The organism is Legionella nagasakiensis (genome assembly GCF_900639915.1).
Taxonomy (GTDB): Bacteria; Pseudomonadota; Gammaproteobacteria; order Legionellales; family Legionellaceae; genus Legionella_A; species Legionella_A nagasakiensis.
Genome location: NZ_CAAAID010000004.1, coordinates 55,403 through 79,020, shown reverse-complemented (window position 1 = coordinate 79,020; position 23,618 = coordinate 55,403). Strand labels below are relative to the sequence as shown.

Below are 23,618 nucleotides of genomic sequence, written 5' to 3'. Positions count from 1 at the left end.
TACGTGACTATTCTACAGTGTTGTCTGATTATCGTGTTGGCGCCTCTGGCTGGCTGTGTGACGGCAGGTTTTTTCCGTAATCAAATTGGCCGGTCCGGGGCTCATTCGGTGACCATTGCACTGGTTACGTTGTCCTTTTTCTTTTCGGTCTACGTTGCCTCACAGATTTTGTCAGGAAATGCGCCTACATTAGACATTAATCTTTATACATGGGCGAATGGTGGAGAACTTTTTCCTTACGCGTTTCATATTGGCTTTTTGATTGATCCATTGACGGCAGTGATGTTGGTTATCGTAACGTTTGTATCTGCCTTAGTGCATATTTATAGCATTGGATACATGGCGGACGACGATGGTTACCAGCGTTTTTTTAGCTATATTTCGTTTTTTACGTTTATGATGCTTATGTTGGTGACGGCTAACAACTTTCTCCAGTTGTTTTTCGGCTGGGAAGGTGTCGGTTTAGTGTCTTACCTGCTGATTGGGTTTTATTATAAGAAAGAATCTGCGCTACAGGGAAGTTTGAAAGCGTTTTTGGTGAACCGCGTTGGAGACTTTGGCTTTTTACTTGGTATCGCTTTGATTTTGGCTTATACAGGTACTTTGGATTATGAAACCGTTTTCAAAAGTACATCTGCATTAAGTACTGAAACAATAACACTATTTTCTGGGCATGAATGGTCATTGATCACCGTTATTTGTTTACTTCTATTTGTTGGAGCCATGGGAAAATCGGCCCAAATTCCTTTGCATGTTTGGCTTCCTGAATCAATGGAAGGTCCTACACCAATCTCCGCTCTTATTCATGCGGCCACAATGGTGACTGCAGGGGTGTTCATGGTTGCCCGCATATCACCATTGATTGAATATTCTGAGACTGCTTTGAGTGTTGTATTGGTTATTGGCGCCACTGGAGCTTTATTTACAGGGATTCTGGGTATTGTCATGAATGATATCAAACGAGTCATCGCATACTCTACGCTGTCTCAGTTAGGTTATATGATAGCCGCTATGGGTGCGTCGGCGTTTAATGCAGGTATTTTTCATTTATTGACGCATGCATGTTTTAAAGCGTTATTATTTTTGGCAGCAGGTTCGGTGATCTTAGGCATGCATCACGAACAAGATATGCGTAAAATGGGTGGACTATGGCGTAAAATGCCAATTACGTACGTAACATTCCTCATTGGAGGATTGGCGTTATGTGCTATTCCGCCGTTTGCTGGATTTTATTCTAAAGACTCTATCATTGAAGCAGCACAATTATCACAGATTCCTGGAAGTTCCTACGCTTATTTTTGTCTGGCCGCAGGAGCATTGGTTACAGCACTTTATACCTTTCGAGCGTTTTTTATGACCTTTCATGGAAAGCCAAGAATGGATGAACATACCTTTGAACACGTGCATGAATCACCTTGGGTTGTCTGGTTCCCACTTGTTATGCTGGCGATCCCTTCGGCCATTCTCGGGTATATTTTGTATATGCCGATTTTATTTGATACACCAACGCTATTGGGTAAATCGATTTTTATTTTACCGCAATATAATGTTTTAGCTGAAATGGCAAAAGAAGTTGTTTCACCCTGGGAAACGATGCTTCATGCACCCGGTTCTATTGTTTTTTGGCTCGCCTTGTCCGGAATTTTAGTGACTTGGATAGGTTATATTGCCTTACCTACTTTACCAGGAATACTCGCCAGACGATTTTCTTGGATTTATCGTATCTTGATAAACAAGTACGGCTTTGATTTATTTAACGAACTCGTGTTTGTACGTGGCTCAAATAGCCTGGGAAAATTATTTTATCGTACCGGTGATAGGAAAATGATTGACGGTTTTGTAGTGAACGGTACGGCACGAACGATTCGATGGTTTGCAGTAAAAAGTCGGGTTATCCAAAGCGGGTATTTGTATCATTACATTACTGTTATGGTGGTTGGATTATTAGTTTTTCTTTGCTGGTTATTACTGGGTTAAGTTGTGTTGGGACTATTCAATCAAATGGACCAAATCTGGACTGAAAATAAGGTAAGGGTATGCATCATTTGCTCAATTTATTAATTTGGCTGCCGATTATTGGTGGTGTATTTGTTTTTCTTACAGGCGATGATAACAACCCTAATGTGTCTCGTTATCTATCGCTTTTTACAGTACTGTTGACGCTGGTCATTTGCGTGCCATTGGTTACTGGATTTGATGCTAATACGTTCAGCATGCAATACGTTGATGAGATGTCTTGGATGCCGGCATTGGGGATTAATTATAGTTTGGGCATTGATGGGTTATCGTTGCTATTAATTGTTCTGACTGTATTTACCAATTTAATTGTTATTCTTGCGACGTGGGATAGTATAAAAAAACGCGTTGGCCAATATATGGCAGCATTTCTAATTATGCAGGGATTGTTGGTGGGCGTTTTTTCATCGCTCGATGCCATCTTATTTTATATATTCTGGGAAGCAACACTGATTCCTATGTATTTGATTATTGGGGTATGGGGTTCCGATAATCGAGTTTATGCCGCAATTAAATTCTTTTTATATACGTTTCTTGGTTCCGTTTTGATGCTGGCTTCATTTTTGTATCTTGGTTATCACGCTGGAACGTTTAAAATTGAAACCTTATACGCTGTTAAATTAGGCATGACTGCTCAGACATTGATTTTCATTGCATTTTTTCTTGGTTTTGCTATCAAGATACCAATGTTTCCGGTTCATACATGGTTGCCTGACGCACATACCGAAGCACCAGCAGGTGGTTCCATTGTATTGGCTGCTGTTTTGCTAAAATTAGGTGCTTATGGATTCATTCGCTTTGCTTTACCCATTGTGCCTGATGCCTGCAGTAAATATGCATTAATTATGGTAGTCCTTTCTTTGATTGCGGTGGTTTATATTGGGTTAGTGGCTATTATTCAACAAGACATGAAACGATTAATTGCCTATTCATCTATTTCTCATATGGGGTTTGTGACGTTAGGTTGTTTTGCAATTTTTGCCATTGCCGATCATGCTAGTCTCCGCAGTGCTGGGCTTGTGCTTGAAGGTGCTATTGTGGTCATGATTTCTCATGCTTTTGTTTCCAGTGCAATGTTTGCTGGTGTGGGATTTGTTTATGATCGGATGCATACAAGGCAAATTAAAGATTTTGGTGGTATTGTAAATACCATGCCTCTATTTGCCTCGTTTTACATGTTATTTGCCATGGCCAACGCTGGATTACCTGGAACTTCCGGGTTTGTTGGAGAGTTTATGGTTATTTTAGGTAGTATCAAAGCAGGCTTCTGGGTGTCATTTTGGGCAGCCGCTACATTAATTTTAGGCGCGGCATATACCTTATGGATGTACAAGCGAGTCATATTTGGACCCATTGTTAATCCACGTGTATCGGAGCTTCGTGACATTTCTGGGTTTGAATTAAGTGCATTTACTTTGTTGGCACTTATGGTGATTGGACTTGGACTTTATCCAAAGCCTATGCTTGATTATGTCCATCATACCGTAAGTTATACACTGGCACAGGCTGATAAAACAAAATTATAGCGTGCGACTGGGCTGATGCCGTGTTTTGTTATATTTTCCCAGAATTTCTTCTGGCATAGTAGAAAACAGGAAGATCCCAAATAATTGAGGCTGAACTGACAATGACTGAATTACTTGAAAATATTCATGTGGCACTGCCCGAAATGCTACTCTTGATAACGGCAAGCGTTGCCTTGATTGGTGATTTATTTTTTCGCCGGCTGTTTCCGGCTGTCGCATTCTTTTGCGCTAACATCGGGTTGATGTTAGCGGCGATAGTAAGCTTTTTTCTTCTAGGAGGCTTTAAAACCATTATCCTTCATGGGTTGTTTATCAGTGATGATATTGCGCAACTGATGAAAATTTTTATTTATATTACAGTTTTCCTGAGCTTTTTCTATTCAAGGCATTATCTTGACGAGCGGCAAATGCCCTCAGGTGATTATTATGTTTTAGGCCTATTTTCCACCTTGGGTATGATGGTGCTGGTTTCTGCCCATTCTTTATTAACAGTCTATCTTGGTCTAGAGCTTCTCTCTTTACCACTTTATGCAATGACAGCAATCCGTCGTACAAATAGTGATGCATCTGAAGCAGCCATGAAATATTTTATCATGGGAGCGATCGCTTCTGGCATGTTGCTGTATGGCATTTCTTTAGTGTATGGCGCTACTGGAAAAATAGATCTTCATGATGTTGCTAATTCAATTGCCGCAAATTGGCAACAACAAAGCGGTTTGTTGTCTTTTGCACTTGTCTTCATTGTCGCAGGCATTGGTTTCAAATTAGCGGCGATGCCTTTCCATATGTGGGCACCGGATGTCTATCAAGGGGCTCCAAGTTCTGTGACTTTATTTATCAGTGCTGCCCCTAAAATTGCTGCTGTCGGTATGGCTTTGCGTATATTGACTTTTGGGTTGGCAGATATTGCTTCCCAATGGCAGCACTTAATTCTTATTATGGCATTGCTTTCTACTGGTGCGGGAAACCTCTTTGCAATTGCGCAAAGCAATATTAAACGATTGTTTGCCTATTCGGCCATATCTCATATGGGATATGCTTTATTTGGTATTTTAGCTGCAACTGCAGAAGGCTATGCTGCTTCATTATATTATGTCTTGGTGTATGCGCTTATGTCAGCTGCAGCGTTTGGTCTGATTGTTCTCTTGTCGCGAGAGGGCATCGAAATTGAACAGATAGATGATTTGAAAGGTTTGAATAGGCGTAATCCTTGGATAGCATTTATGATGATGATTATTCTATTCTCTATGGCAGGGGTTCCACCCACTGTCGGGTTTTTCACAAAATTGTTAGTATTGAAAGCATTGGTTGATGTTCAGTTGACTTGGGTGGCTGTTTTAGGGCTTGTTTTTGCTGTTATTGGTGCGTTTTATTACTTACGCATTGTAAAAGTCATGTACTTTGAGGATGTTGCGGATTCAATGCCGGTGCAAATTGCCGGGGTCACAAACGTTGTGTTTTCAGTAAATTGTTTAGCCCTCTTATATTTTGGAATTTTTCCCAGCGCGTTAATTGCGGCATGTATGAATGCATTTGCACGTTAACGGATATATTCTCTAATTATTGGTCTAAATAACTTGATAAATAGGCATCTGGTGCGTATAATTGGCCTCAGTTGATGCGGGGTGGAGCAGCCTGGTAGCTCGTCGGGCTCATAACCCGAAGGTCGTAGGTTCAAATCCTGCCCCCGCTACCACTTTTTAAACCCCATTTATGGGGTTTTTTATTACCCTAAATTCTGCAGTTGATGTGATAGAATGAACTCTTCTGTCGGAAGTTGGCGTTTGCATATCTTCATTAAATAGGGAAAAGGAAATCGATGACATTAAGCCGACGCTGGTAGTAATAATCGGCAATGAGTTCTGCTATTTAAGTATAATGAGAAGTATATGATTCAACATGAAATTGAGAAGCTAATTAATCCAGTCATTGAAGACTTGGGTTATATCTTGTGGGGTTGTGAGTACCTTGCACAAGGAAAGCATTCTTTGTTAAGAATCTATATCGATCATGAAGATGGAATTGGTATTGATGATTGTGAACGTGTCAGCCGCCAAATTAGTGCGCTTCTTGATGTTGAAGATCCTATCCCAGGCAATTATCGTCTGGAAGTGTCGTCACCGGGTATTCCTAGGCCACTGTTTTATGGTTGGCAGTATAAGCAATATATAGGAGAAGATGTTCAGATTAAATTATTAAAATCCATTGGTGGAAAGCGGAAATTTTCCGGTAAGATTGTGGCTGCCGATGAAAATATATTAATTCTAAATGTCAATCATGATCATCAGGAATTTCTAATATCTAATATTGTGAAAGCAAATTTGATAGTCTAGTGAGGCGGACAATGAGCAAAGAATTGTTATTAGTTGCTGAAGCGTTATCTAATGAAAAAGGTGTAAGTAAAGAAGTAGTGTTGGAAGCAATTCAAGCTGCATTAGAATCTGCAACACGTAAGCTTTCAGGTATGGAGATGGGCGTTAGAGTCAAGCTTGATCCTCGCACGGGCGAATATGAAACATTTCGTTACTGGGAGGTGGTTACTGATGATGAAGTGGAGTTCCCAGATAGACAGTTAACCTTGGTGTTAGCGAAAGCGCGTAAGCCGGATGCTGAGTTAGGCGATCGCATAGAAGAGCCAATGCCCTCTATTGAATTTGGCCGGATTGCTGCACAAACTGCACGCCAGGTGATTATGCAAAAAGTCCGAGAAGCGGAGCGTCGATTGGTCGTAGAACAATTTAAGAGCAAGCTTGGCCAGTTGATATATGGGGTTGTAAAGAAAGTCACTCGTGACAACATAATCATTGACTTAGGCGGGAAAGCAGAAGCATTTATGCCTAGAAATGAAATGTTACCCCAGGAAATGTTTCGTCCTAATGACAGAGTACGTGCCTATCTTTATGATATTATAGATCAAGCACGTGGCCCCCAACTTTTCGTTAGTCGCACGCGCAAGGAAATGTTGATTGAATTGTTTCGAATAGAAGTGCCGGAAATTGGTGAGAACGTTATCGAAATAAAAGCAGCGGCACGTGAACCGGGTAGTCGTGCTAAGATAGCGGTTAAAACCAATGATGGTCGCATTGACCCTGTTGGAGCATGTGTGGGAATGAGAGGAGCGCGTGTACAGGCAGTATCCAGTGAGCTTGGTGGTGAACGTGTTGATATTATCCTTTGGGATGATAATCCTGCTCAACTGGTTATCAATGCCATGGCTCCGGCAGATATTTCATCCATTGTTGTTGATGAAGATACACATACGATGGATTTAGCGGTACAAAAAGAACAGTTATCACAGGCCATAGGCCGTAATGGTCAAAATGTCCGATTGGCAAGTCAGCTGACAGGATGGACGTTAAATGTGATGACGGTTGAAGAATTTGAGGACAAGAGTCAAGAAGAATCAACAAAAATAGCTAAGTTATTTACTTCTGCATTGGACATTGATGAAGAAATAGCGTTGCTTCTGGTTGCCCATGGTTTTTCTTCATTAGAAGAGATTGCTTATGTGCCTAAAGAAGAATTGCTTGCGATTGAAGAGTTTGATGAAGAGATTGTTGATGAGTTGCGTAATCGCGCCAACAATACCTTATTGGCTCAGGCCTTGACGTCTGATCAGTTAGGTGGTGATACCACCTCAACAGGCCTTCTAACTATGGAAGGAATGACCGATGATCTGGCAAAACATTTAGCCGAACTCGGCATTACAACCATGGAAGAACTGGCGGAGCAGTCCATTGATGAATTGCTCGAAGTCCCCGGAATGACTAAAGAAAAAGCAGGTGCACTGATTATGAAAGCGCGTGAACCTTGGTTTCATAATGATGAAGTGTAAGCTTTTATCTGCACGGAATAGCATTTAAGCTTGCTCTAAACTCTGTGCAAAATAGCGTATCAACAGTTAGAACATGAATGCGGTATCAGGGGTGTGGACAAATCGTTTGATTGCTTTGTAATGTCCTGAACTTCAAAACAAGCACCTTTGAACCGCTGAAAGAGGATTAAATTATGGCGGATGTGACAGTTAAACAATTAGCCCAGGTTGTAGGTATTCCTGTCGAGCGCTTATTGAACCAGTTGCAGGAGGCTGGACTGTCTTTTACTGATGAACAGCAGACCGTCAATGAAGAACAGAAACGTATCTTGCTTAGCCATTTAAAAGGTGGCGTTAGTGGTGATGTGCGCTCGTCTCCTGAACGTATTACTTTGCGACGCAAGAGTGTTTCGCAAGTGACTCTTGGACATGACGTGCATAGTGGTAAGAAGGTTAATGTTGAAGTAAGAAAAAAGCGAACTTACGTGAAAAGAAGTATGTTGGAACCCTCTGCAGACATTGACTCGGAGGTTTTGACGCCCGATAGTGAAGCCCATGAAATTTCTGTGATTTCGCCGCAAATTGAAGAATCCGAAATGACTGATATAACGGAAATCCCTGGTGCACAGGAGCCAGAGCCGGTTGTTGAAGAAGAGCGTGTTGTTACAGAAGCGGATGCCGGTGAACCAACGATTGAAGCCGAGCCGGCTGCTGTAGAACCAAACGGAAAAACGCCGTCTTTTCATGAGGAAGAAGAGAAGCCCGCTCGAGTGGCTAAAAAGAAACATGTTGATAAAGAAGAAAAAGAGAGTGAAAAAGCAGAGTTCAAACGAAGTAAGAAAAAGGCTAAATATCAGCCACCGCTTCTTGAAGAGGAAACGGAGCAGGACGTAGCTCTTTATAGCAAGCGTCATAAGCCTAAAAGGAAAAAGGTTGGAGAGAAGTCGGAGAAATATCGTGAAGCGGAAGAAGCGTTAACCCATGGCTTTGCAATGCCTACAGCACCGGTTATTCGTGACGTTTTAATCCCTGAAACCATTACGGTGGCCGACCTGGCTAAACGAATGAGTGTGAAGGCTGCAGAAGTGATTAAAACAATGATGGGATTAGGTGCTATGGTCACAATTAATCAGGTCATTGATCAGGAAACGGCTATCATTGTTGTTGAAGAAATGGGACATATCGCTAAGCCGCTTAAGGAAGATGCCATAGAGCAGACGCTTGGCGATGTATTAAGTAAAGGAAGTCAGCAGGAATCGCGTGCTCCGGTTGTGACCATTATGGGCCATGTGGATCATGGTAAAACCTCTTTGCTGGATTATATACGACGAACGAAAGTGGCGGCAGGTGAAGCAGGCGGTATTACCCAACATATCGGTGCCTACCATGTAAAATCACCAAAAGGCGATATTACGTTTCTCGATACACCAGGCCATGCCGCATTTACAGCGATGCGAGCACGCGGTGCACAAGCAACGGACATTGTGATATTGATTGTAGCTGCTGATGATGGTGTTAAGCCACAAACGGTTGAAGCGGTACAACACGCAAAAGCAGCGAAAGTGCCAATTATTGTTGCAGTAAATAAAATGGATAAACCTGGTGTTGATCCAGAGCGGGTCATGAATGAGCTATCTGCTTATGAGGTGATTCCCGAATCTTGGGGAGGAGACACCATGTTTGTAAATATTTCCGCAAAAACAGGACTAGGGATTGATGAATTGCTGGATGCTATTTTACTGCAGGCGGAAGTATTGGAATTAACTGCTCATACGGATGGTGCGGCTAAAGGTGTGGTTATCGAATCAAAGCTTGATAAAGGGAGAGGGCCAGTTGCTACGGTTCTGGTACAAAATGGTACCTTACGTAAAGGTGATATATTGCTCGCGGGATTACAATATGGCCGAGTGCGAGCACTAATCAGTGACAATGGCAGTCTTTTGGATGCAGCAGGTCCTTCTATTCCGGTGGAAGTATTAGGGTTATCTGCAATCCCTCATGCTGGTGATGAAGCGCTTGTTGTGCCTGATGAAAAAAGAGCGCGGGAAGTTGCTTTATTCCGCCAAGGAAAATATCGTGATGTGAAGTTGGCTAGGCGGCAAAAGGCTTCTTTAGAAGGCATCATGGATACGATGACTGCTGGTGAGACGAAGGTATTGAATGTTGTATTAAAAGCCGATATGCAGGGTTCCGTAGAAGCCATTGCTGATGCCTTGATAAAATTGTCAACGGATGAGGCTAATGTAAAAATCATTGCCAGTGGTGTTGGTGGTATTACCGAGTCTGATGTGCACTTAGCCATTGCTTCCAATGCATTACTGATTGGCTTTAATGTTCGTGCCGATGCTAGTGCTAAACGTCTAGCAGAACTTGAAGGCGTTCCACTGCAGTATCATAGTGTTATTTACGATATTGTTGATCAGGTTAAAGGGGCTTTATCAGGGTTGTTGGAGCCGAAGTTTAAAGAAGAAATTATTGGAATCGCTGAAGTTCGTGACGTGTTCCGTTCTCCGAAGTTAGGAGCTATCGCGGGTTGCATGGTGATTGAAGGAACGATAAAACGCAACAATCCCATTCGTGTTTTGCGTGATAATGTGGTCATTTACGAAGGCACACTGGAATCTTTGCGTCGTTTCAAAGAGGATGTGCTAGAGGTACGCCAAGGAATGGAATGTGGCATTGGTGTAAAAAATTATAATGATGTTAAAAGTGGCGACCTGATTGAGGTATTTGAAACCATTGAAATCAAGCGCGATTAATCTGAGAGCGATTCACTTGATGCGGGATTTTGTGAAGCTATCCAGCAAACGTGGCGAGTCGTTGCAACCTGAAAAATGAGAATAGAATGAGCCGCGATTTCAAAAGAACGGATCGTATTGCTGAAACAATATTGCGAAAATTGGCACAGATTATTCAGCAAGAAGTTACCGACCCTCGTATAACGAGTTTTATTACGCTTTCTGCTGTAAAAGTATCTAAAGATTTAAGTCACGCCAAAGTATATTTTACCGCCCTCAATGATGACCCAAATCAAACGGCAATGATTTTAAATACAGCAGCAGGTTATTTGCGTACCATTTTGGCAAAAACCGTTAAATTGCGGACAGTTCCGCAACTACAATTTGTCTATGATGAATCTATTGAATATGGAAAACGTTTAAGCCGTTTGATTGATGAAGTAAATCCTCCTGATAGCAACGATGAGCAGAGTGATTAAATTACCCATTAACGGTATTTTGCTGGTTAATAAGCCCGAGGGTTTGTCTTCTAATGGGGTATTGCAAAAAGTTAAGCATCTCTATCACGCGAGGAAGGCGGGACATACTGGCAGCTTAGATCCTATGGCTACAGGTATGTTGCCGATTTGTTTTGGTGAAGCGACGAAACTATGCCAATACCTTCTGGACGCTGATAAATGTTATGAGGCCACCGCTCTTCTAGGGATCAAAACAAATACGGGAGATGCAACAGGAGACATCATTTCATGCGTTGATGAGTTTTCTGTCTCGAAGAATAAACTTGCGCAAGTACTTGCACAATTTACCGGACATATCAAGCAAGTCCCCTCAATGTTTTCTGCTTTAAAATACCAGGGCACGCCACTTTATAAATTCGCTAGAGCAGGTATTGAAATTGCGCGTCCCGCACGTGATATCTACATCCAACAAATACAGTTAAGTCAATTTGACGGCAGACAGATAAAATTAATCGTCTATTGCAGCAAAGGAACTTATATACGTAATTTGATAGAAGACATTGGCGATGCACTCGAAACAGGGGCTCATGTAACGCGTCTTCATCGATTGCATACGGCAGGATTTAATGATGATCCAATGTATACTATGGATGAATTATTTGAGAAATTACCCGAACAACGGATGCATTGTCTATTGCCTATGGAGCGAGCGGTTAGTTATTTACCAGCGATTGAATTATTTCCAGATGAGGTGGTTGCCTTGCGTCAAGGGAAGCGGGTCGCTCATCCCAGATTGAATCATCATGTCTCATGTGTGCAGTTGTATGATCATAATAAACAGTTTATTGGTTTGGGAGAAATACCGGTCGCTGGTATTTTGAAAGTTAGGAGGCTCATCTCAGAGCTTGTCACATGACGACACATCCTGCGCCTGGGGACAAAGAAAACAAACAATATTATGGAATATTAATGGAATGCTTGTGTCCGCAGGCTTGCCTTGGTAAAATGCATCCTTTTGAAGATAGGCTAAGAAATTTCGGGAGTAAATAATGTCGCTAACGAGCGCACAAAAAATAGAAATTATTAATGAATTCAAACGTGCCGACAAAGATACTGGCTCACCTGAAGTGCAAGTTTCTTTAATGACTGGCCGTATTAATTATCTGACTGAACATTTTAAAGAACATAAAAAAGATTTTCATTCACGACGCGGTTTACAAGCATTAGTTAATAAACGTCGTAAATTACTTAAGTATTTAAAAAGAAATGATCCAGGACGTTATAAGCAATTGATCCAAGGACTTGGGTTGAGGGATTCCTATTGATTTTCAACATCATGATAAGCAGTGATGTGTTGATTAACGTTTTAATTCAATAAAAAGCGCAGGGTTTCTGCGCTTTTTTATTTTTTCGCAGAAACAAAGTAAGCTTGGGTATCAATATTGACTAGGCTTTTTTAAAAAACAAATCATGGTGAAGTTAGTCATTGTGTGTTTTTTAAAAATTGCTTGGACAATAAGGTCGAGCATACAATCGTTTAATCTGCGATTGAACCTATTATCCGATGAGGTGCTTCCGTGACTAAAATTACTAAAGAAATGCAATTTGGCGAACATAAGTTGGTATTGGAAACCGGCGAAATAGCAAGACAAGCTGATGGCGCTGTTTTTGTTAGCATGCATGGGACTCAAGTGTTGGTGACCGTCGTAGGAAACAAAGAAGGCGCGGAAAAAAATAACTTTTTCCCATTAACAGTACATTATCAGGAAAAAACGTATGCTGCCGGAAAAATCCCTGGTGGATTTACTAAACGGGAAGGTCGTCCAAGCGAGCATGAAACATTAATATCTCGTTTAATTGATAGGCCATTACGTCCTTTATTTCCCGATGATTTTCATCATGAAGTACAAGTTATTGCAACGGTTATGTCTTTAAATCCAGAAGTGTCTGCTGATGTAGTGGCTATGATTGGTGCTTCGGCAGCACTTGCGATTTCTGGACTTCCATTTCAAGGGCCAATTGGTGCTGTTCGTGTGGGCTACAAAGATGGTGTTTATTTGTTGAATCCTAGTTATAAGGCATTGGGAGCGTCCGATCTCGATTTAATCGTTGCTGGAACGGAAGATGCTATTTTAATGGTTGAATCCGAAGCCCGTGAGTTAAGTGAAGAAATCATGCTGGGGGCCGTGTTATATGGGCATGAAATGATGCAAGGAGTCATCAAATTAATCAAAGAGCTTGCTAAAGAAGCTGGCAAACCGGTATGGAACTGGGCAGCACCAGTCATTGAACCAAATGTTCAGTCTCGTATCAATGAACTGGCGCGAGCAGAAATAACCCAGGCTTATTTGATTAAGGATAAGCAGCAACGTTATCAGCGCTTGGCAGAAATTCGCCAGCAAGTGACCGATGCGATGTCCCAAGAATGGGAAGAAATCAGTGGCGATGCTGTTGTTAATCTTGTCAATGCGCTAGAAAAAAACATTGTACGCAATCGTATTCTCGATGGTGAGCCTCGTATTGATGGACGCGATTTAAAAACGGTTCGGCCAATTGCCATTAAAACCAGTTTATTAGAGCGCGTACATGGTTCCGCTTTATTTACTCGTGGTGAAACCCAAGCAATCGTAGCGGCAACGTTAGGTAGTGAGCGTGATGCACAAATGTTGGACAGATTAGAGGGTGAAGTTAGAGATCGATTTATGTTGCACTATAACTTTCCTCCTTATTCCGTTGGGGAAACCGGCATGGTGGGAAGTCCTAAGCGCCGCGAGATAGGCCATGGTAGACTTGCAAAACGTAGCTTGATAGCGGTTCTTCCTTCAGCGGATGTTTTTCCTTATGTATTACGAGTTGTTTCTGATATTACAGAATCCAATGGCTCAAGTTCTATGGCTACCGTATGTGGCACAAGCTTAGCGTTGATGGATGCAGGCGTGCCATTAAAAGCGCCTGTTGCCGGAGTTGCCATGGGCTTGATTAAAGAAAATGATCGCTTTGCCGTTTTAACGGATATTTTGGGAGATGAAGATCATTTAGGTGATATGGATTTTAAAGTGGCTGGCACAGAGCAAGGTGTTACAGCGCTGCAAATGGATATTAAAATTACCGGCATTACTAAAGAAATTATGGAACAGGCACTTGCGCAGGCACTGGAAGGACGACGCCATATTTTGAATGTCATGAATAATGCACTTGCTGAGCATCGTGATGAATTGTCGCAACATGCTCCGAGAATTGTAAGTATGAAAGTCGCTGAGGATAAAGTTCGCACGATTATTGGTAAAGGTGGAACAACGATTAAAGGCTTGGTTGAAAGTACTGGCGTATCTATTGATATTGATGATAGTGGTATCGTGCAATTATTTTCTCCGAATGCTGAAGCGTTAGACGAAGCGCAACGACAAATTAAAGCATTGGTTGCTGAAGTGGAAGTAGGCCAAACCTATCGCGGTAAAGTAAGTAAAATTGTTGATTTTGGCGCCTTTATAAATTTATTACCTGGAAAAGATGGGTTGTTGCATATTTCTCAGATTTGCGCTGACCGTTCACAAAAAGTAGATGCAGTATTAAGCGAAGGTCAAGACATTGAAGTTTACGTTGCTGGAGTAGATAAACAAGGCCGTGTTAAGCTTGAGTGGAAAGATAAGCCTCAATCCGTTGCGGCAGATGGCAAAGAAGATGATCAAAAAGCTGTTTCTTCTGCCGATGCAGATAAAGTATAGTCGACCTCCGAAGAATAAAACTTCAGATTCGCGTTGAACTCGGCCCCTTTACACAAAAAGGGGCATTGCATAAGCTCGCATACCCTAGCGGATTAAATTTAAAAACTCCAGGCGGCTACTAGCATTATTTTGCATAACACCAAGCATAACTGAAGTAGACATCAAGGAATTTTGCTTTTCCACTCCACGCATCATCATGCAAAGATGTCTGGCTTCTATGATGACAGCAACCCCATGTGCGCTGGTTATTGTGGCAATGCAATTTGCTATTTCGGAGGTTAGACGTTCTTGAATCTGTAGGCGACGGGCAAAATAATCAACAATACGTGCTATTTTGGATAAGCCAATCACTTTGCCATTTGGCAAGTAACCCACATGACATTTGCCTAAAAAAGGCAGCAAATGATGTTCACACATAGAATACAATTCAATGTCTTTTATGATGACCATTTCATTCATATCAGATTTGAAAAGAGCCTCATTAATGATCTCATTTAAATCTTCTTGATACCCTTTTGTTAAAAATTTCATTGCATTAGCTGCACGCTGTGGCGTGTCACGTAAACCTTCACGTTCAATGTCTTCGCCAATTTCAATTAATAAATTTTTATATAAGTCTTGCATTTAGTTGACCTTCAATAATTTTGCCCTAAGCAAAAAGATTTAACCTGGTGGCCAAGTCATTTGTCGCCCGCCAAGAATATGTAAGTGAATGTGATAGACATCCTGACCTCCACCCGAATTTACATTAAATACTAAACGGTAACCACGTTTGCTTAACCCTTCAGAACAGGCTATTTTTTTTGCGGCCAAAATCATACGGCCCAATAGCTGTTCGTCTTTTGTATCAGCCTCATCAATCGTTGGAATGTGTTGCTTGGGAATCACTAGAACATGCGTTGGTGCTTGCGGTTTAATATCACGAAAAGCAATGATTTCTGTGTCTTCGAAAATAATGGTTGCTGGAATTTCACCGGCGACTATTTTACAGAATAAGCAGCTCATACCCATCTCAAGATTATCAAAGACTAAAATTATAGCAAAAAAAATATAAGCCGGTTAGCTTCTCTTTTTTTTTGAAATAACTAAAAACTAATTTACAGCAAATCAACGTTCCTTTGCCTTTTTATGACAAATTACGCATAATACTGCGTCTTTTAATTGTTATAGGTGCTGGAATGGGTTTAAAGGAAATTAATAGTGGTCGTGATTTACCGAACGAAATGAATGTCATCATTGAAATTCCCATGCGCGGGGAACCAGTCAAGTATGAAGTGGATAAGGAAACAGGAGCATTATTTGTTGATCGTTTCATGGCGACGGCCATGTATTATCCGGCTAATTATGGCTATATTCCTAATACCTTATCAGAAGATGGTGATCCGGTTGACGTATTAGTGGTGACTCCTGTTCCACTGATTAGTGGTTCGGTGATTCGTTGTCGTGCAGTTGGCCTGCTAAAAATGACCGATGAGTCCGGTGTCGATGCAAAAGTGCTTGCTGTTCCACTTAATAAATTAAGTAAAATGTATGAAATGGTAAAAACTTATCGAGATTTACCGCAACCATTACTATTGTCCATTGAACATTTTTTTAAACATTATAAAGATTTAGAAGAAGGAAAATGGGTTCGGGTGGACGGTTGGGAAGCTGTGGAAGCTGCCCAGGCAGAAATCATGAGTAGCGTGGCTCGTTATCAGCATGTAAATGCAAGCTAATAGTTAGCCGCCTGGATAACAAAGTAATATCCAGGCGGCCGCTTAAAAACTCAGGCCCGGCGGATGGCTAACGCTAGAAATATATAAGTCCAGCCACTTACGAGCATCTCAACGGTAATAAATAAGCCAATGATCCATAGGCCGCTCCATGGCCACTGCATGAATATTAATAAACCCAAAATACCAGCCGTTAATCCGGATAATAACAGCCATCCCCATCCCTTTGAGTCTCGAAGGGTTATGGCCATAATAAAGCGTATGACTCCCATGACGATTAAGACTGCGGCCAGCAATGCGGTAATAACGGTGGAAGCTAGAAACGGGTCATAAATAATAATCCCGCCACCCATAAGATAAAGCACAGCAATGAGTGCGTGCCAGGCGGAGCCTTTCCAATGCTTGCTTTTAAACACATCGATGATCTGGGAAAAACCACCAATGATTAAGAGAACTCCTAAGAATAGCATGCTAACCAAGGTTAAACCGACAACCATTCCGAGGCCAATACAGCCTAATATAACAAATAAAATACCTAATCCTAGCAACCATCCCCAATTACGTCGCAAACTGGCAGGCAGTTGCTCAAGATTAATCTCCATGTTTTGCATAAAATATCCTTAAGGTAAAAGATAATGAATTAAAGATACTGTGCCACCCAATATCAGCTGTATGGTTTCTAATTGCAAACACTGGGCAGGTGCCAGGTCACTTAACTTTAGATCGGAATATTGCATCAAGCAACTATCGCAACCAGAGCGAGCTTCTGCCATGAAACGGCTATATTTAGCGCAGGTGTGGAATTGTTCGCTAAAATGTTGCCTTCTTTCTTGAAGAATCAGGGTGTGAGGCCATGGTGGTTACGATCGATGATTTGGATATCGTTTTTGCAAGCTGCGTGCATAGTCAAATTTAGGCATTTCAATATGAAAAAATATGGCCAGTAATCTGGTGCTAAAAATAGCAGTTAATGTAATAACAATATTGATATTTTTAGGTATATGAAAATGTTCTAACACAATGAATAACAGCGCGCCAATTAAAGCAATGACAGCGTACAGTTCTTTACGTAAGACCAGTGGAATATCATTGCATAAAATATCACGCAGCATGCCTCCGCATATGCCTGTAACCATTCCACCAATGATTGCAACACTTGGAGGCAATCCGTGTAAAAGAATTTTTTGTGTCCCGATAATCACAAATGCTGATAGTCCAAGTGCATCAAGAATCAGAAAGATTTTCATAATGCGAATTAAAGAATGGGCAATAAAAATGGTCAGTAATGCACATCCTGATGTGTACAGTAAATATTCTGGATGAGCAATCCAAGTCAGAGGATGGGTATTAAACAAGACATCGCGAACGGTACCTCCGCCGAGCGCTGTGATGCATGCGATTAACATCACTCCAAAAAAATCCATTTTCTTACGTCCAGCTGCGATAGCGCCGGTGACTGCTTCCACACAGATTCCCATAATGAATAAATAATGTAGTATCATAGCAACCACTGTGCACTAAAAGCGCAATGATATCACTGATTATTAATCTGGCGAAAGGGATTTATCTGGCTTTCCCAAGAAGGTCTTTCTTTGATTATTCTTTATTGACAGCAATTCCTCGCCGTTTTTTATTCATTATAAACTGTGTTTCTAGCATCATGTTTGCCTTGACAAATTAAGAAATACATCTAGGCTTTGTGCACTGATCGCTGGATTTATTGTCTAAAAAAATTTAAACAAATGGGAGAAAAAGAATGGGTACGGAACAACTTATTAATCCATTCAGACTTCTGGATATTGTTGATGAGGATACCCGGGTTAGTATTATCAGATTAAATCAAAAGCTTGTGGATTTGCAGGCGGAAGTGGTGGCCAAACTGACAGGATTTGAAACGCCTCATGAAGATGAGATGCAAAGAAGCGAGTTCTTAAATTTTCAAAAAGAAATTCAAAAGGCTCAAGATAGCATTGATACATTAGTCAATCAGGTGATTTCTGAGCCTCTATAACTAGGGTCTGTTATTTCATGGCAACTTTTTCATACTGAATGATAAAAGTAGGTTTATCCTCATGCATTGTAATTGAATACTGGTTTCTACTTGTTCGATAAAGGCGGGATAAGGTTTTAATATTTCCTAGTACGATGATTGCAAGCAAAATCATAATCAAGCTGGGAGCATTGGGGTGGTGAGTGACCCGTGCAAGATAATCAGCTAATAATGGTGGCAATCCAGCAGCAAGGCTTGCAGCGATTGAAAATATAATAGATAAAGCAGTGCAGCGGATCTGTAAGGGAAAGAGTTCAATTAATAAAACAGAAGACACACTGTAATAGCATGCACATGGAACAGAGATGAGCAGCTGCATTGTGAAAAAACATAAGGCACTGCCAAAATTAATGGCATGCATAAAGGGATAGGATAAGATAAGTATGCCCAACGTGGCATAAAGTAGCATTTTTAAGCGGTCTTGCTTATCGGATAGTCGCCCAAAGACAGGGATCAACAAGGTTACAAACACTAAGGATAGAATCGTTGAGTGAACGATGAATTCCCGTGGAAGAGCGGAGTAATTCACAGCATGCATTGGGATGTACAGGTAAAAGAAAAATCCTGTAGCAACGGATAAAAAACTGGCGAAAAAAGCATAATTAAACAAAAAAGGATATTGTCGGACAAACTGGATTGACTGCTGATAAATGGAGCGGGTCGTTGGCTTTTTTCTATCTGCATAATACGTGATATAGGCAAGGCTTTCAGGCATACCAAAACGAATAGAAATACCAACGAGCGTTGTAACGAGAGCAAGGAGAAAAGGAATCCGCCAGGTCCAGCCGTGTTCTGCACTTATTCCATAGGTTCGTGTGATTTCAGTGACCAAGCAAGCAAGTAAATATCCGGCTTTAACACCAACAGAAGACCAGCAGCCACGAAACCCTCGTTGCTTGTTATCGCCGCTTTCTACAAGAAAAGAGGCTGAGTTAAGAAACTCTGAACCTAATGCCATGCTCTGAATGATTCGTAGCGTCAATAGGGCAGCTGCAGAAAAGAGACCGATGTGAGCATAGCCAGGAATGCATCCTATAAGGGCGGTCGACAATCCCATCACTAAGATTGAGCCAATCAGTATATTCTTGCGGCCATAAAGATCAGAGAGCAGGCCTAAAATAAAAGCACCGACTGGTTTGGCAAGATAGGCAAGAAATATCAACGTTAATACGATCGTTGGATTACCTTTATTATCGCCAATTAAAACGGTCGATAATTCATAGGAAAGAAAATAACAGATAGAAACGTCATAGGCTTCCACTAAATTTCCCATGAAACCACCTAAGATGATTTTATTTTGATGCTTCATACGCTGGTCCGTGACTGTATGCCAAGTGAATACGAATGCTTATGTTCCAGAAATAAAGGCAAGAGCATGTTTGTGCAATATTGTCCAATTTTATAAAAACTATCATGTTCCTGAGCAAACATTTCCTGTGTGTGTATGCAATTTTTATGACTTGCAATGGAATAGATTAGGTAAGCACTATCAAGTTTTGCAGCAAGAGAAAGGCCTAGAGGATATCGATGCTTGATTTGTTTGATGTAATACAATTCATCATAGCGTATGGCTGTATATAAGGATTGCCAGTTCGCTTGAGTACACAATTGATACCAGTCGGCTTGATAAGTTTGATCATAGCGCCATAGATTACTGTTAAATAAATTAAATTCAAGAGCGGGTGTCGATGAGAGCGACAACAGTTCATTATCCGCATTCACATAGGAGATGGCAATGTGGCTGATTTCGTGAATACCCAAGACGTCGCGGAATATACTAGATACTTTGCTTTTATAGGCAAAGAGTATATCCAAAAGGCCAGGATGAAGTATTGTTTCCTTTCTTACATGTTCCATGAATAATACTTAAATGCTTCCATGACTAAAATGTCTGACCGAGGTCAGAGCTAAATCAATTATTTTTTTTGATTGTTCTTCATTAGCATTGATCTGACTAATGTCATTCACTAAGTCAAACAAAAAATCAGTGATTTCTTGGCTCGAAAGTTTAGCATTATAAAGCTCATTCGCCCGCATGAAAATATAGCGAAGTAAATTTTTATTAATTGTAATTTTATGATTTGCTGTACCACTGTCATTATGACTGTCGCCAAACAGTAGCCATCCTGGAGACACATGAAGTTTTTCAGCAATTTCAGTTAATTTTGATGGCTCAGGGATTGCTTGTCCACGCAGGTATTTTCGACAAATTTGGGGGGAATAGCCCGTAATCTCTGCCAGTTTGTGGATATTGACGCCTGAAGTAGAACGCTGGGAATTATACCCGGCCGCAATCAGCGTATCACGAAGGCGATGGGCAAACTGTTTTGTTAAGTCGACCTTCTCCATAGTGATGCTGGAACCTAAGTGCGTTAACTAAAGACAGATTGTAACAAATTGATTTTTTTTACGCAAATTATCATTTATTTAGAAACAATTAGTTTCCTTTAGAAATTATTGGTTGACTTTGGTTTTGTATTGTATACAATATGCGATGAAACGGATGGAAATCGTTTCTGCTTTGTCTAGACCAAGGTAAAAATCGCAGCATCCGATGGATGCAACTTGCTGTGTTTGAGCTAATGTTGAAGGAATAGTGGCTGAACCATAGCGACCAACTTCGTGTAATTTTATGGCTGGAATGAGGATAATCCATTCCAGCCTTCCTTCATTAAAACAAGCGTTCAGAGGCGTTTTAACTCATCCCTATTGAAATGGTTTGCTTTGCGGCATGAGCTTTAATATAATACCTGCCATTCTTGGAGCTTGTTGGCGAATTTACAAACAAACTCTTAATGTAGAACGAATTACAGGCACGTAGCTCAGTGGTAGAGCACCACCTTGACATGGTGGTGGTCGGTGGTTCGATCCCACTCGTGCCTACCAGTCAACCCTGCCATGCAGGGTTTTTTTTTGAGCTTGTTGAGAAACCATCCAATGCAGTAGAAAAATAATGCTGCACATAAGGATTGGACTGCGTGTGAATGGAATGAATTAAAGAGAGGTCTATCGATGCCAAACATCAAACTGCCTGATGGGAGCACTAAACATTTTGAGCATCCCTTAACCATTCGTGAGGTTGCTTATAGCATCAGTCCTGGATTAGCGAAGACTGCTGTTGCTGGACGAGTAGATGATCAGTTGGTGGATGTTAATTATGTACTGACAAGGGATTGCTCTTTACTCATCATTACTGAAAAAACTCCCGAGGCTTTAGACATTATCCGGCATTCTACGGCCCATCTATTGGCACAAGCAGTAAAACAGTTATTTCCTAGTGCCCAAGTGACTATTGGGCCTGTGATCGAAGATGGTTTTTATTACGATTTTGCTTTTGATCGCGCATTTACACTTGAGGATTTGGTAAGCATTGAAGAAAAGATGAAAACGTTGGCTGCAGCCGATTATCCTGTGTCTCGACGTGAGTTGCCGCGAGATGAAGCGATCGCTTATTTTCGCAGTTTGGGGGAAGAATATAAAGCAAAAATAATTGCTGAAATTCCAGAAAATGAAACCATCTCCTTGTATCGTCAAGGGAATTTTGAGGATTTATGTCGAGGTCCTCACGTGCCTTCTACAGGGTTCCTAAAAGCATTTAAATTGACAAAAGTAGCTGGTGCTTATTGGCGTGGCGATGCTAACAATGAAATGTTGCAGCGCATTTATGGTACGGCTTGGGCGGATCAAAAATCACTGGCTGATTATTTGCATCGGTTGGAGGAAGCTGAAAAACGCGATCATCGAAAGTTAGGTAAAGCATTAAATCTGTTTCACTTTCAAGACATTGCGCCTGGTATGGTATTTTGGCATCCCAAAGGATGGACTATTTACCAATTATTAGAACAATACATGCGAGCACGTCTTCATGAGTTTGGTTATCAGGAAATCAAGACGCCGCAATTGGTTGATCAAGTATTATGGGAGAAATCTGGTCATTGGGATAACTTTCGTGAGGAAATGTTTTTCACAGAGACGGAAAATCGACATTACGCTGTAAAACCAATGAATTGTCCTTGTCATGTACAGGTTTATAATCAAGGCATTAAAAGTTATCGCGATTTGCCTTTGCGTTTGGCTGAATTCGGTAATTGTCATCGGTGCGAGCCTTCCGGTTCGTTGCATGGCCTCATGCGGGTACGCAATATGGTGCAGGATGACGCTCATATTTTCTGTACAGAAGAGCAAATTCAATCCGAAGTGGCCATGATGTTGGAACTCGTACAATCAGTGTATGCTGATTTTGGATTCTCAGATATTATTTATCGTTTGGCGCTTCGGCCAGAAAAACGTGTCGGGTCTGATGCGATATGGGATAAAGCTGAGGAAGCTTTAAGGCAAGCAATGAAAAGCAGAGCGATTGAGTGTCTTGATGCTCCTGGCGAGGGTGCATTTTATGGGCCAAAAATTGAATGTTCTCTGAAAGATTGTCTTGGACGCATTTGGCAATGTGGTACAATTCAAGTTGATTTTTCCATGCCGCAACGTCTGGAAGCTCAATATGTGGCAGAAGATGGTTCAAAACAAATCCCGGTCATGCTGCATCGAGCTATCCTTGGTTCTTTTGAACGTTTTATGGGGATTTTGATTGAACATTACGCGGGTCAGCTTCCCTTATGGTTGGCACCTATCCAGACGTCCGTTCTCACAATTAGTGAAAAACAGCATTGTTATGCTGCAAAGGTAAATGAAATTTTGCAAAAGAAAGGTATTCGTTCGAATTTTGACTTGAGAAATGAGAAGATTGGCTTTAAAATTCGCGAGCACACCTTGCAAAAGGTACCTTATTTGCTAATTATTGGGGACAAAGAAGTCGAAAATAATCTCGTAACAGTGCGTTCACGGGAAGGTGCAGATTTGGGATCGATGACAATTGATGCAATTTGCGATATGCTTAACCAAGAAATCGGTGCAAAGAGGCTATCAACACACATAAACCAGTAGGAGGATTTAACCATTAGTGCATCAAATAAGCGTGATGGTGATCGCGCGCGAATTAATGAACAGATCAATGTGGTTGAAGTACGTTTAATTGATGTAGATGGCAACCAGGCTGGAATTGTATCAACACGAGAAGCTCTGCGTGCTGCAGACGAAAGTGGTTTGGATTTGGTGGAAATATCTCCTAATGCCAAGCCGCCGGTATGTCGCATTATGGACTATGGTAAATACCTCTTTGAAATTAGTAAGAAACAGGCTGAAGCCAAGAAGAAGCAAAAGCAAATACAAGTCAAAGAGTTGAAATTCCGTCCTACCACGGAAGAAGGAGATTATCAGGTCAAGCTACGCAACCTGATACGTTTCCTCAATCACGGTGATAAGGTCAAAATCACGCTGCGGTTTCGCGGACGTGAAGTTGCCCATCAGGATGTTGGCATGAAAATCATGGAGCGTTTGCAGCAAGATACAGCAGAATTTGCTGTCATTGAGCAACAAGCGAAGCGTGAAGGCCGCCAATTAATGATGGTTTTATCACCTAAGAAAAAGTGAAGCTGATATTAAGAATGAATGTCTTACATCAGATGAAGTAGCAAATATCGGATAGTATTAGTAGGTTTGTTAAATGTACAGGCATTATT

At 41.2% G+C, this 23,618-nt stretch carries 21 protein-coding genes and 2 tRNA genes; 16 read left to right on the top strand and 7 right to left on the bottom strand.

The window, feature by feature from the left end:
• Positions 1-3 precede the first annotated feature (3 nt).
• The 11 genes from nuoL to pnp all read left to right on the top strand — a co-directional run bounded on the left by nuoL (position 4) and on the right by pnp (position 14,277).
• The gene (nuoL, locus tag E1O52_RS04780; RefSeq protein ID WP_133127570.1) at positions 4-1,977 is read left to right on the top strand and encodes an NADH-quinone oxidoreductase subunit L; all 1,974 of its coding nucleotides are present in this window, start codon (positions 4-6) and stop codon (positions 1,975-1,977) included.
• Positions 1,978-2,036: 59 nt separating this feature from the next.
• Positions 2,037-3,542, top strand: a complete 1,506-nt coding sequence (locus E1O52_RS04775) for a complex I subunit 4 family protein (RefSeq protein WP_133127569.1) — start codon at positions 2,037-2,039, stop codon at positions 3,540-3,542.
• 101 nt (positions 3,543-3,643) lie between these two features.
• Positions 3,644-5,086 carry an NADH-quinone oxidoreductase subunit NuoN gene (gene nuoN, locus E1O52_RS04770; protein WP_133127568.1) on the top strand — a complete coding sequence of 481 codons (1,443 nt, stop codon included), beginning with the start codon at positions 3,644-3,646 and terminating at the stop codon, positions 5,084-5,086.
• A gap of 75 nt (positions 5,087-5,161) precedes the next feature.
• A tRNA-Met gene (locus E1O52_RS04765) sits at positions 5,162-5,238 on the top strand.
• 193 nt (positions 5,239-5,431) lie between these two features.
• Entirely contained in the window at positions 5,432-5,875 is a 444-nt protein-coding gene (gene rimP / locus E1O52_RS04760) for a ribosome maturation factor RimP (protein WP_133127567.1), read from the top strand.
• An 11-nt stretch (positions 5,876-5,886) separates the two neighbouring features.
• Positions 5,887-7,377, top strand: a complete 1,491-nt coding sequence (gene nusA, locus E1O52_RS04755) for a transcription termination factor NusA (protein ID WP_133127566.1) — start codon at positions 5,887-5,889, stop codon at positions 7,375-7,377.
• A gap of 173 nt (positions 7,378-7,550) precedes the next feature.
• A complete protein-coding gene (gene infB / locus E1O52_RS04750; RefSeq protein WP_133127565.1) occupies positions 7,551-10,115 on the top strand; it encodes a translation initiation factor IF-2 in 2,565 nt (854 codons plus the stop codon).
• An 86-nt stretch (positions 10,116-10,201) separates the two neighbouring features.
• Positions 10,202-10,573, top strand: coding sequence for a 30S ribosome-binding factor RbfA (gene rbfA / locus E1O52_RS04745; RefSeq protein WP_133127564.1), 372 nt, complete (start codon positions 10,202-10,204; stop codon positions 10,571-10,573).
• A complete protein-coding gene (gene truB, locus E1O52_RS04740; RefSeq protein WP_133127563.1) occupies positions 10,557-11,468 on the top strand; it encodes a tRNA pseudouridine(55) synthase TruB in 912 nt (303 codons plus the stop codon). The genes rbfA and truB overlap by 17 nt, the downstream gene beginning before the upstream one ends.
• Positions 11,469-11,601: 133 nt before the next feature.
• The gene (gene rpsO, locus E1O52_RS04735) at positions 11,602-11,877 is read left to right on the top strand and encodes a 30S ribosomal protein S15 (protein ID WP_133127562.1); all 276 of its coding nucleotides are present in this window, start codon (positions 11,602-11,604) and stop codon (positions 11,875-11,877) included.
• A gap of 252 nt (positions 11,878-12,129) precedes the next feature.
• Positions 12,130-14,277, top strand: a complete 2,148-nt coding sequence (pnp, locus tag E1O52_RS04730) for a polyribonucleotide nucleotidyltransferase (protein ID WP_133127561.1) — start codon at positions 12,130-12,132, stop codon at positions 14,275-14,277.
• Between the two features lie 84 nt (positions 14,278-14,361).
• Here the strand turns inward: pnp and folE are convergent, their stop codons facing one another.
• Both folE and E1O52_RS04720 read right to left on the bottom strand, forming a co-directional pair.
• Positions 14,362-14,901 carry a GTP cyclohydrolase I FolE gene (folE, locus tag E1O52_RS04725; protein WP_133127560.1) on the bottom strand — a complete coding sequence of 180 codons (540 nt, stop codon included), beginning with the start codon at positions 14,899-14,901 and terminating at the stop codon, positions 14,362-14,364.
• Between the two features lie 39 nt (positions 14,902-14,940).
• Positions 14,941-15,282 (bottom strand): histidine triad nucleotide-binding protein, encoded by a 342-nt coding sequence (locus E1O52_RS04720; protein WP_133127559.1) that lies wholly within the window; start codon positions 15,280-15,282, stop codon positions 14,941-14,943.
• A 173-nt stretch (positions 15,283-15,455) separates the two neighbouring features.
• Between E1O52_RS04720 and ppa the strand changes: the two genes are divergently transcribed.
• Positions 15,456-15,995 carry an inorganic diphosphatase gene (ppa, locus tag E1O52_RS04715; protein WP_133127558.1) on the top strand — a complete coding sequence of 180 codons (540 nt, stop codon included), beginning with the start codon at positions 15,456-15,458 and terminating at the stop codon, positions 15,993-15,995.
• A gap of 50 nt (positions 15,996-16,045) precedes the next feature.
• Here ppa and E1O52_RS04710 read toward each other — a convergent pair whose 3' ends face one another.
• Both E1O52_RS04710 and E1O52_RS04705 read right to left on the bottom strand, forming a co-directional pair.
• Positions 16,046-16,603 (bottom strand): HdeD family acid-resistance protein, encoded by a 558-nt coding sequence (locus tag E1O52_RS04710; RefSeq protein ID WP_133127557.1) that lies wholly within the window; start codon positions 16,601-16,603, stop codon positions 16,046-16,048.
• Positions 16,604-16,852: 249 nt separating this feature from the next.
• Positions 16,853-17,494, bottom strand: a complete 642-nt coding sequence (locus tag E1O52_RS04705) for a trimeric intracellular cation channel family protein (RefSeq protein WP_133127556.1) — start codon at positions 17,492-17,494, stop codon at positions 16,853-16,855.
• A gap of 254 nt (positions 17,495-17,748) precedes the next feature.
• Here E1O52_RS04705 and E1O52_RS04700 point away from each other — a divergent pair, with 254 nt between their 5' ends.
• Positions 17,749-18,003, top strand: coding sequence for a hypothetical protein (locus E1O52_RS04700; protein ID WP_133127555.1), 255 nt, complete (start codon positions 17,749-17,751; stop codon positions 18,001-18,003).
• 10 nt (positions 18,004-18,013) lie between these two features.
• On the opposite strand, the gene E1O52_RS04695 is transcribed toward E1O52_RS04700, so the two are convergent.
• From E1O52_RS04695 to E1O52_RS04685, 3 genes are read right to left on the bottom strand one after another with little or no spacing between them, the layout of a single operon-like run.
• The gene (locus E1O52_RS04695; RefSeq protein ID WP_133127554.1) at positions 18,014-19,351 is read right to left on the bottom strand and encodes an MFS transporter; all 1,338 of its coding nucleotides are present in this window, start codon (positions 19,349-19,351) and stop codon (positions 18,014-18,016) included.
• A complete protein-coding gene (locus E1O52_RS13280) occupies positions 19,348-19,899 on the bottom strand; it encodes a hypothetical protein (RefSeq protein ID WP_207384177.1) in 552 nt (183 codons plus the stop codon). Before E1O52_RS13280 ends, E1O52_RS04695 begins: the two co-directional genes overlap by 4 nt.
• 9 nt (positions 19,900-19,908) lie before the next feature.
• Entirely contained in the window at positions 19,909-20,391 is a 483-nt protein-coding gene (locus tag E1O52_RS04685; protein ID WP_133127553.1) for a helix-turn-helix domain-containing protein, read from the bottom strand.
• Between the two features lie 462 nt (positions 20,392-20,853).
• Between E1O52_RS04685 and E1O52_RS04680 the strand changes: the two genes are divergently transcribed.
• The 3 genes from E1O52_RS04680 (at position 20,854) to infC (ending at position 23,529) form a co-directional block, all read left to right on the top strand.
• Positions 20,854-20,928, top strand: a tRNA-Val gene (locus tag E1O52_RS04680).
• 126 nt (positions 20,929-21,054) lie between these two features.
• Positions 21,055-22,983: a threonine--tRNA ligase gene (gene thrS, locus E1O52_RS04675; RefSeq protein WP_133127552.1), complete on the top strand. Its 1,929-nt coding sequence runs from the start codon at positions 21,055-21,057 to the stop codon at positions 22,981-22,983.
• Positions 22,984-22,995: 12 nt separating this feature from the next.
• Positions 22,996-23,529, top strand: a complete 534-nt coding sequence (infC, locus tag E1O52_RS04670; RefSeq protein WP_133127551.1) for a translation initiation factor IF-3 — start codon at positions 22,996-22,998, stop codon at positions 23,527-23,529.
• Positions 23,530-23,618 lie beyond the last annotated feature (89 nt).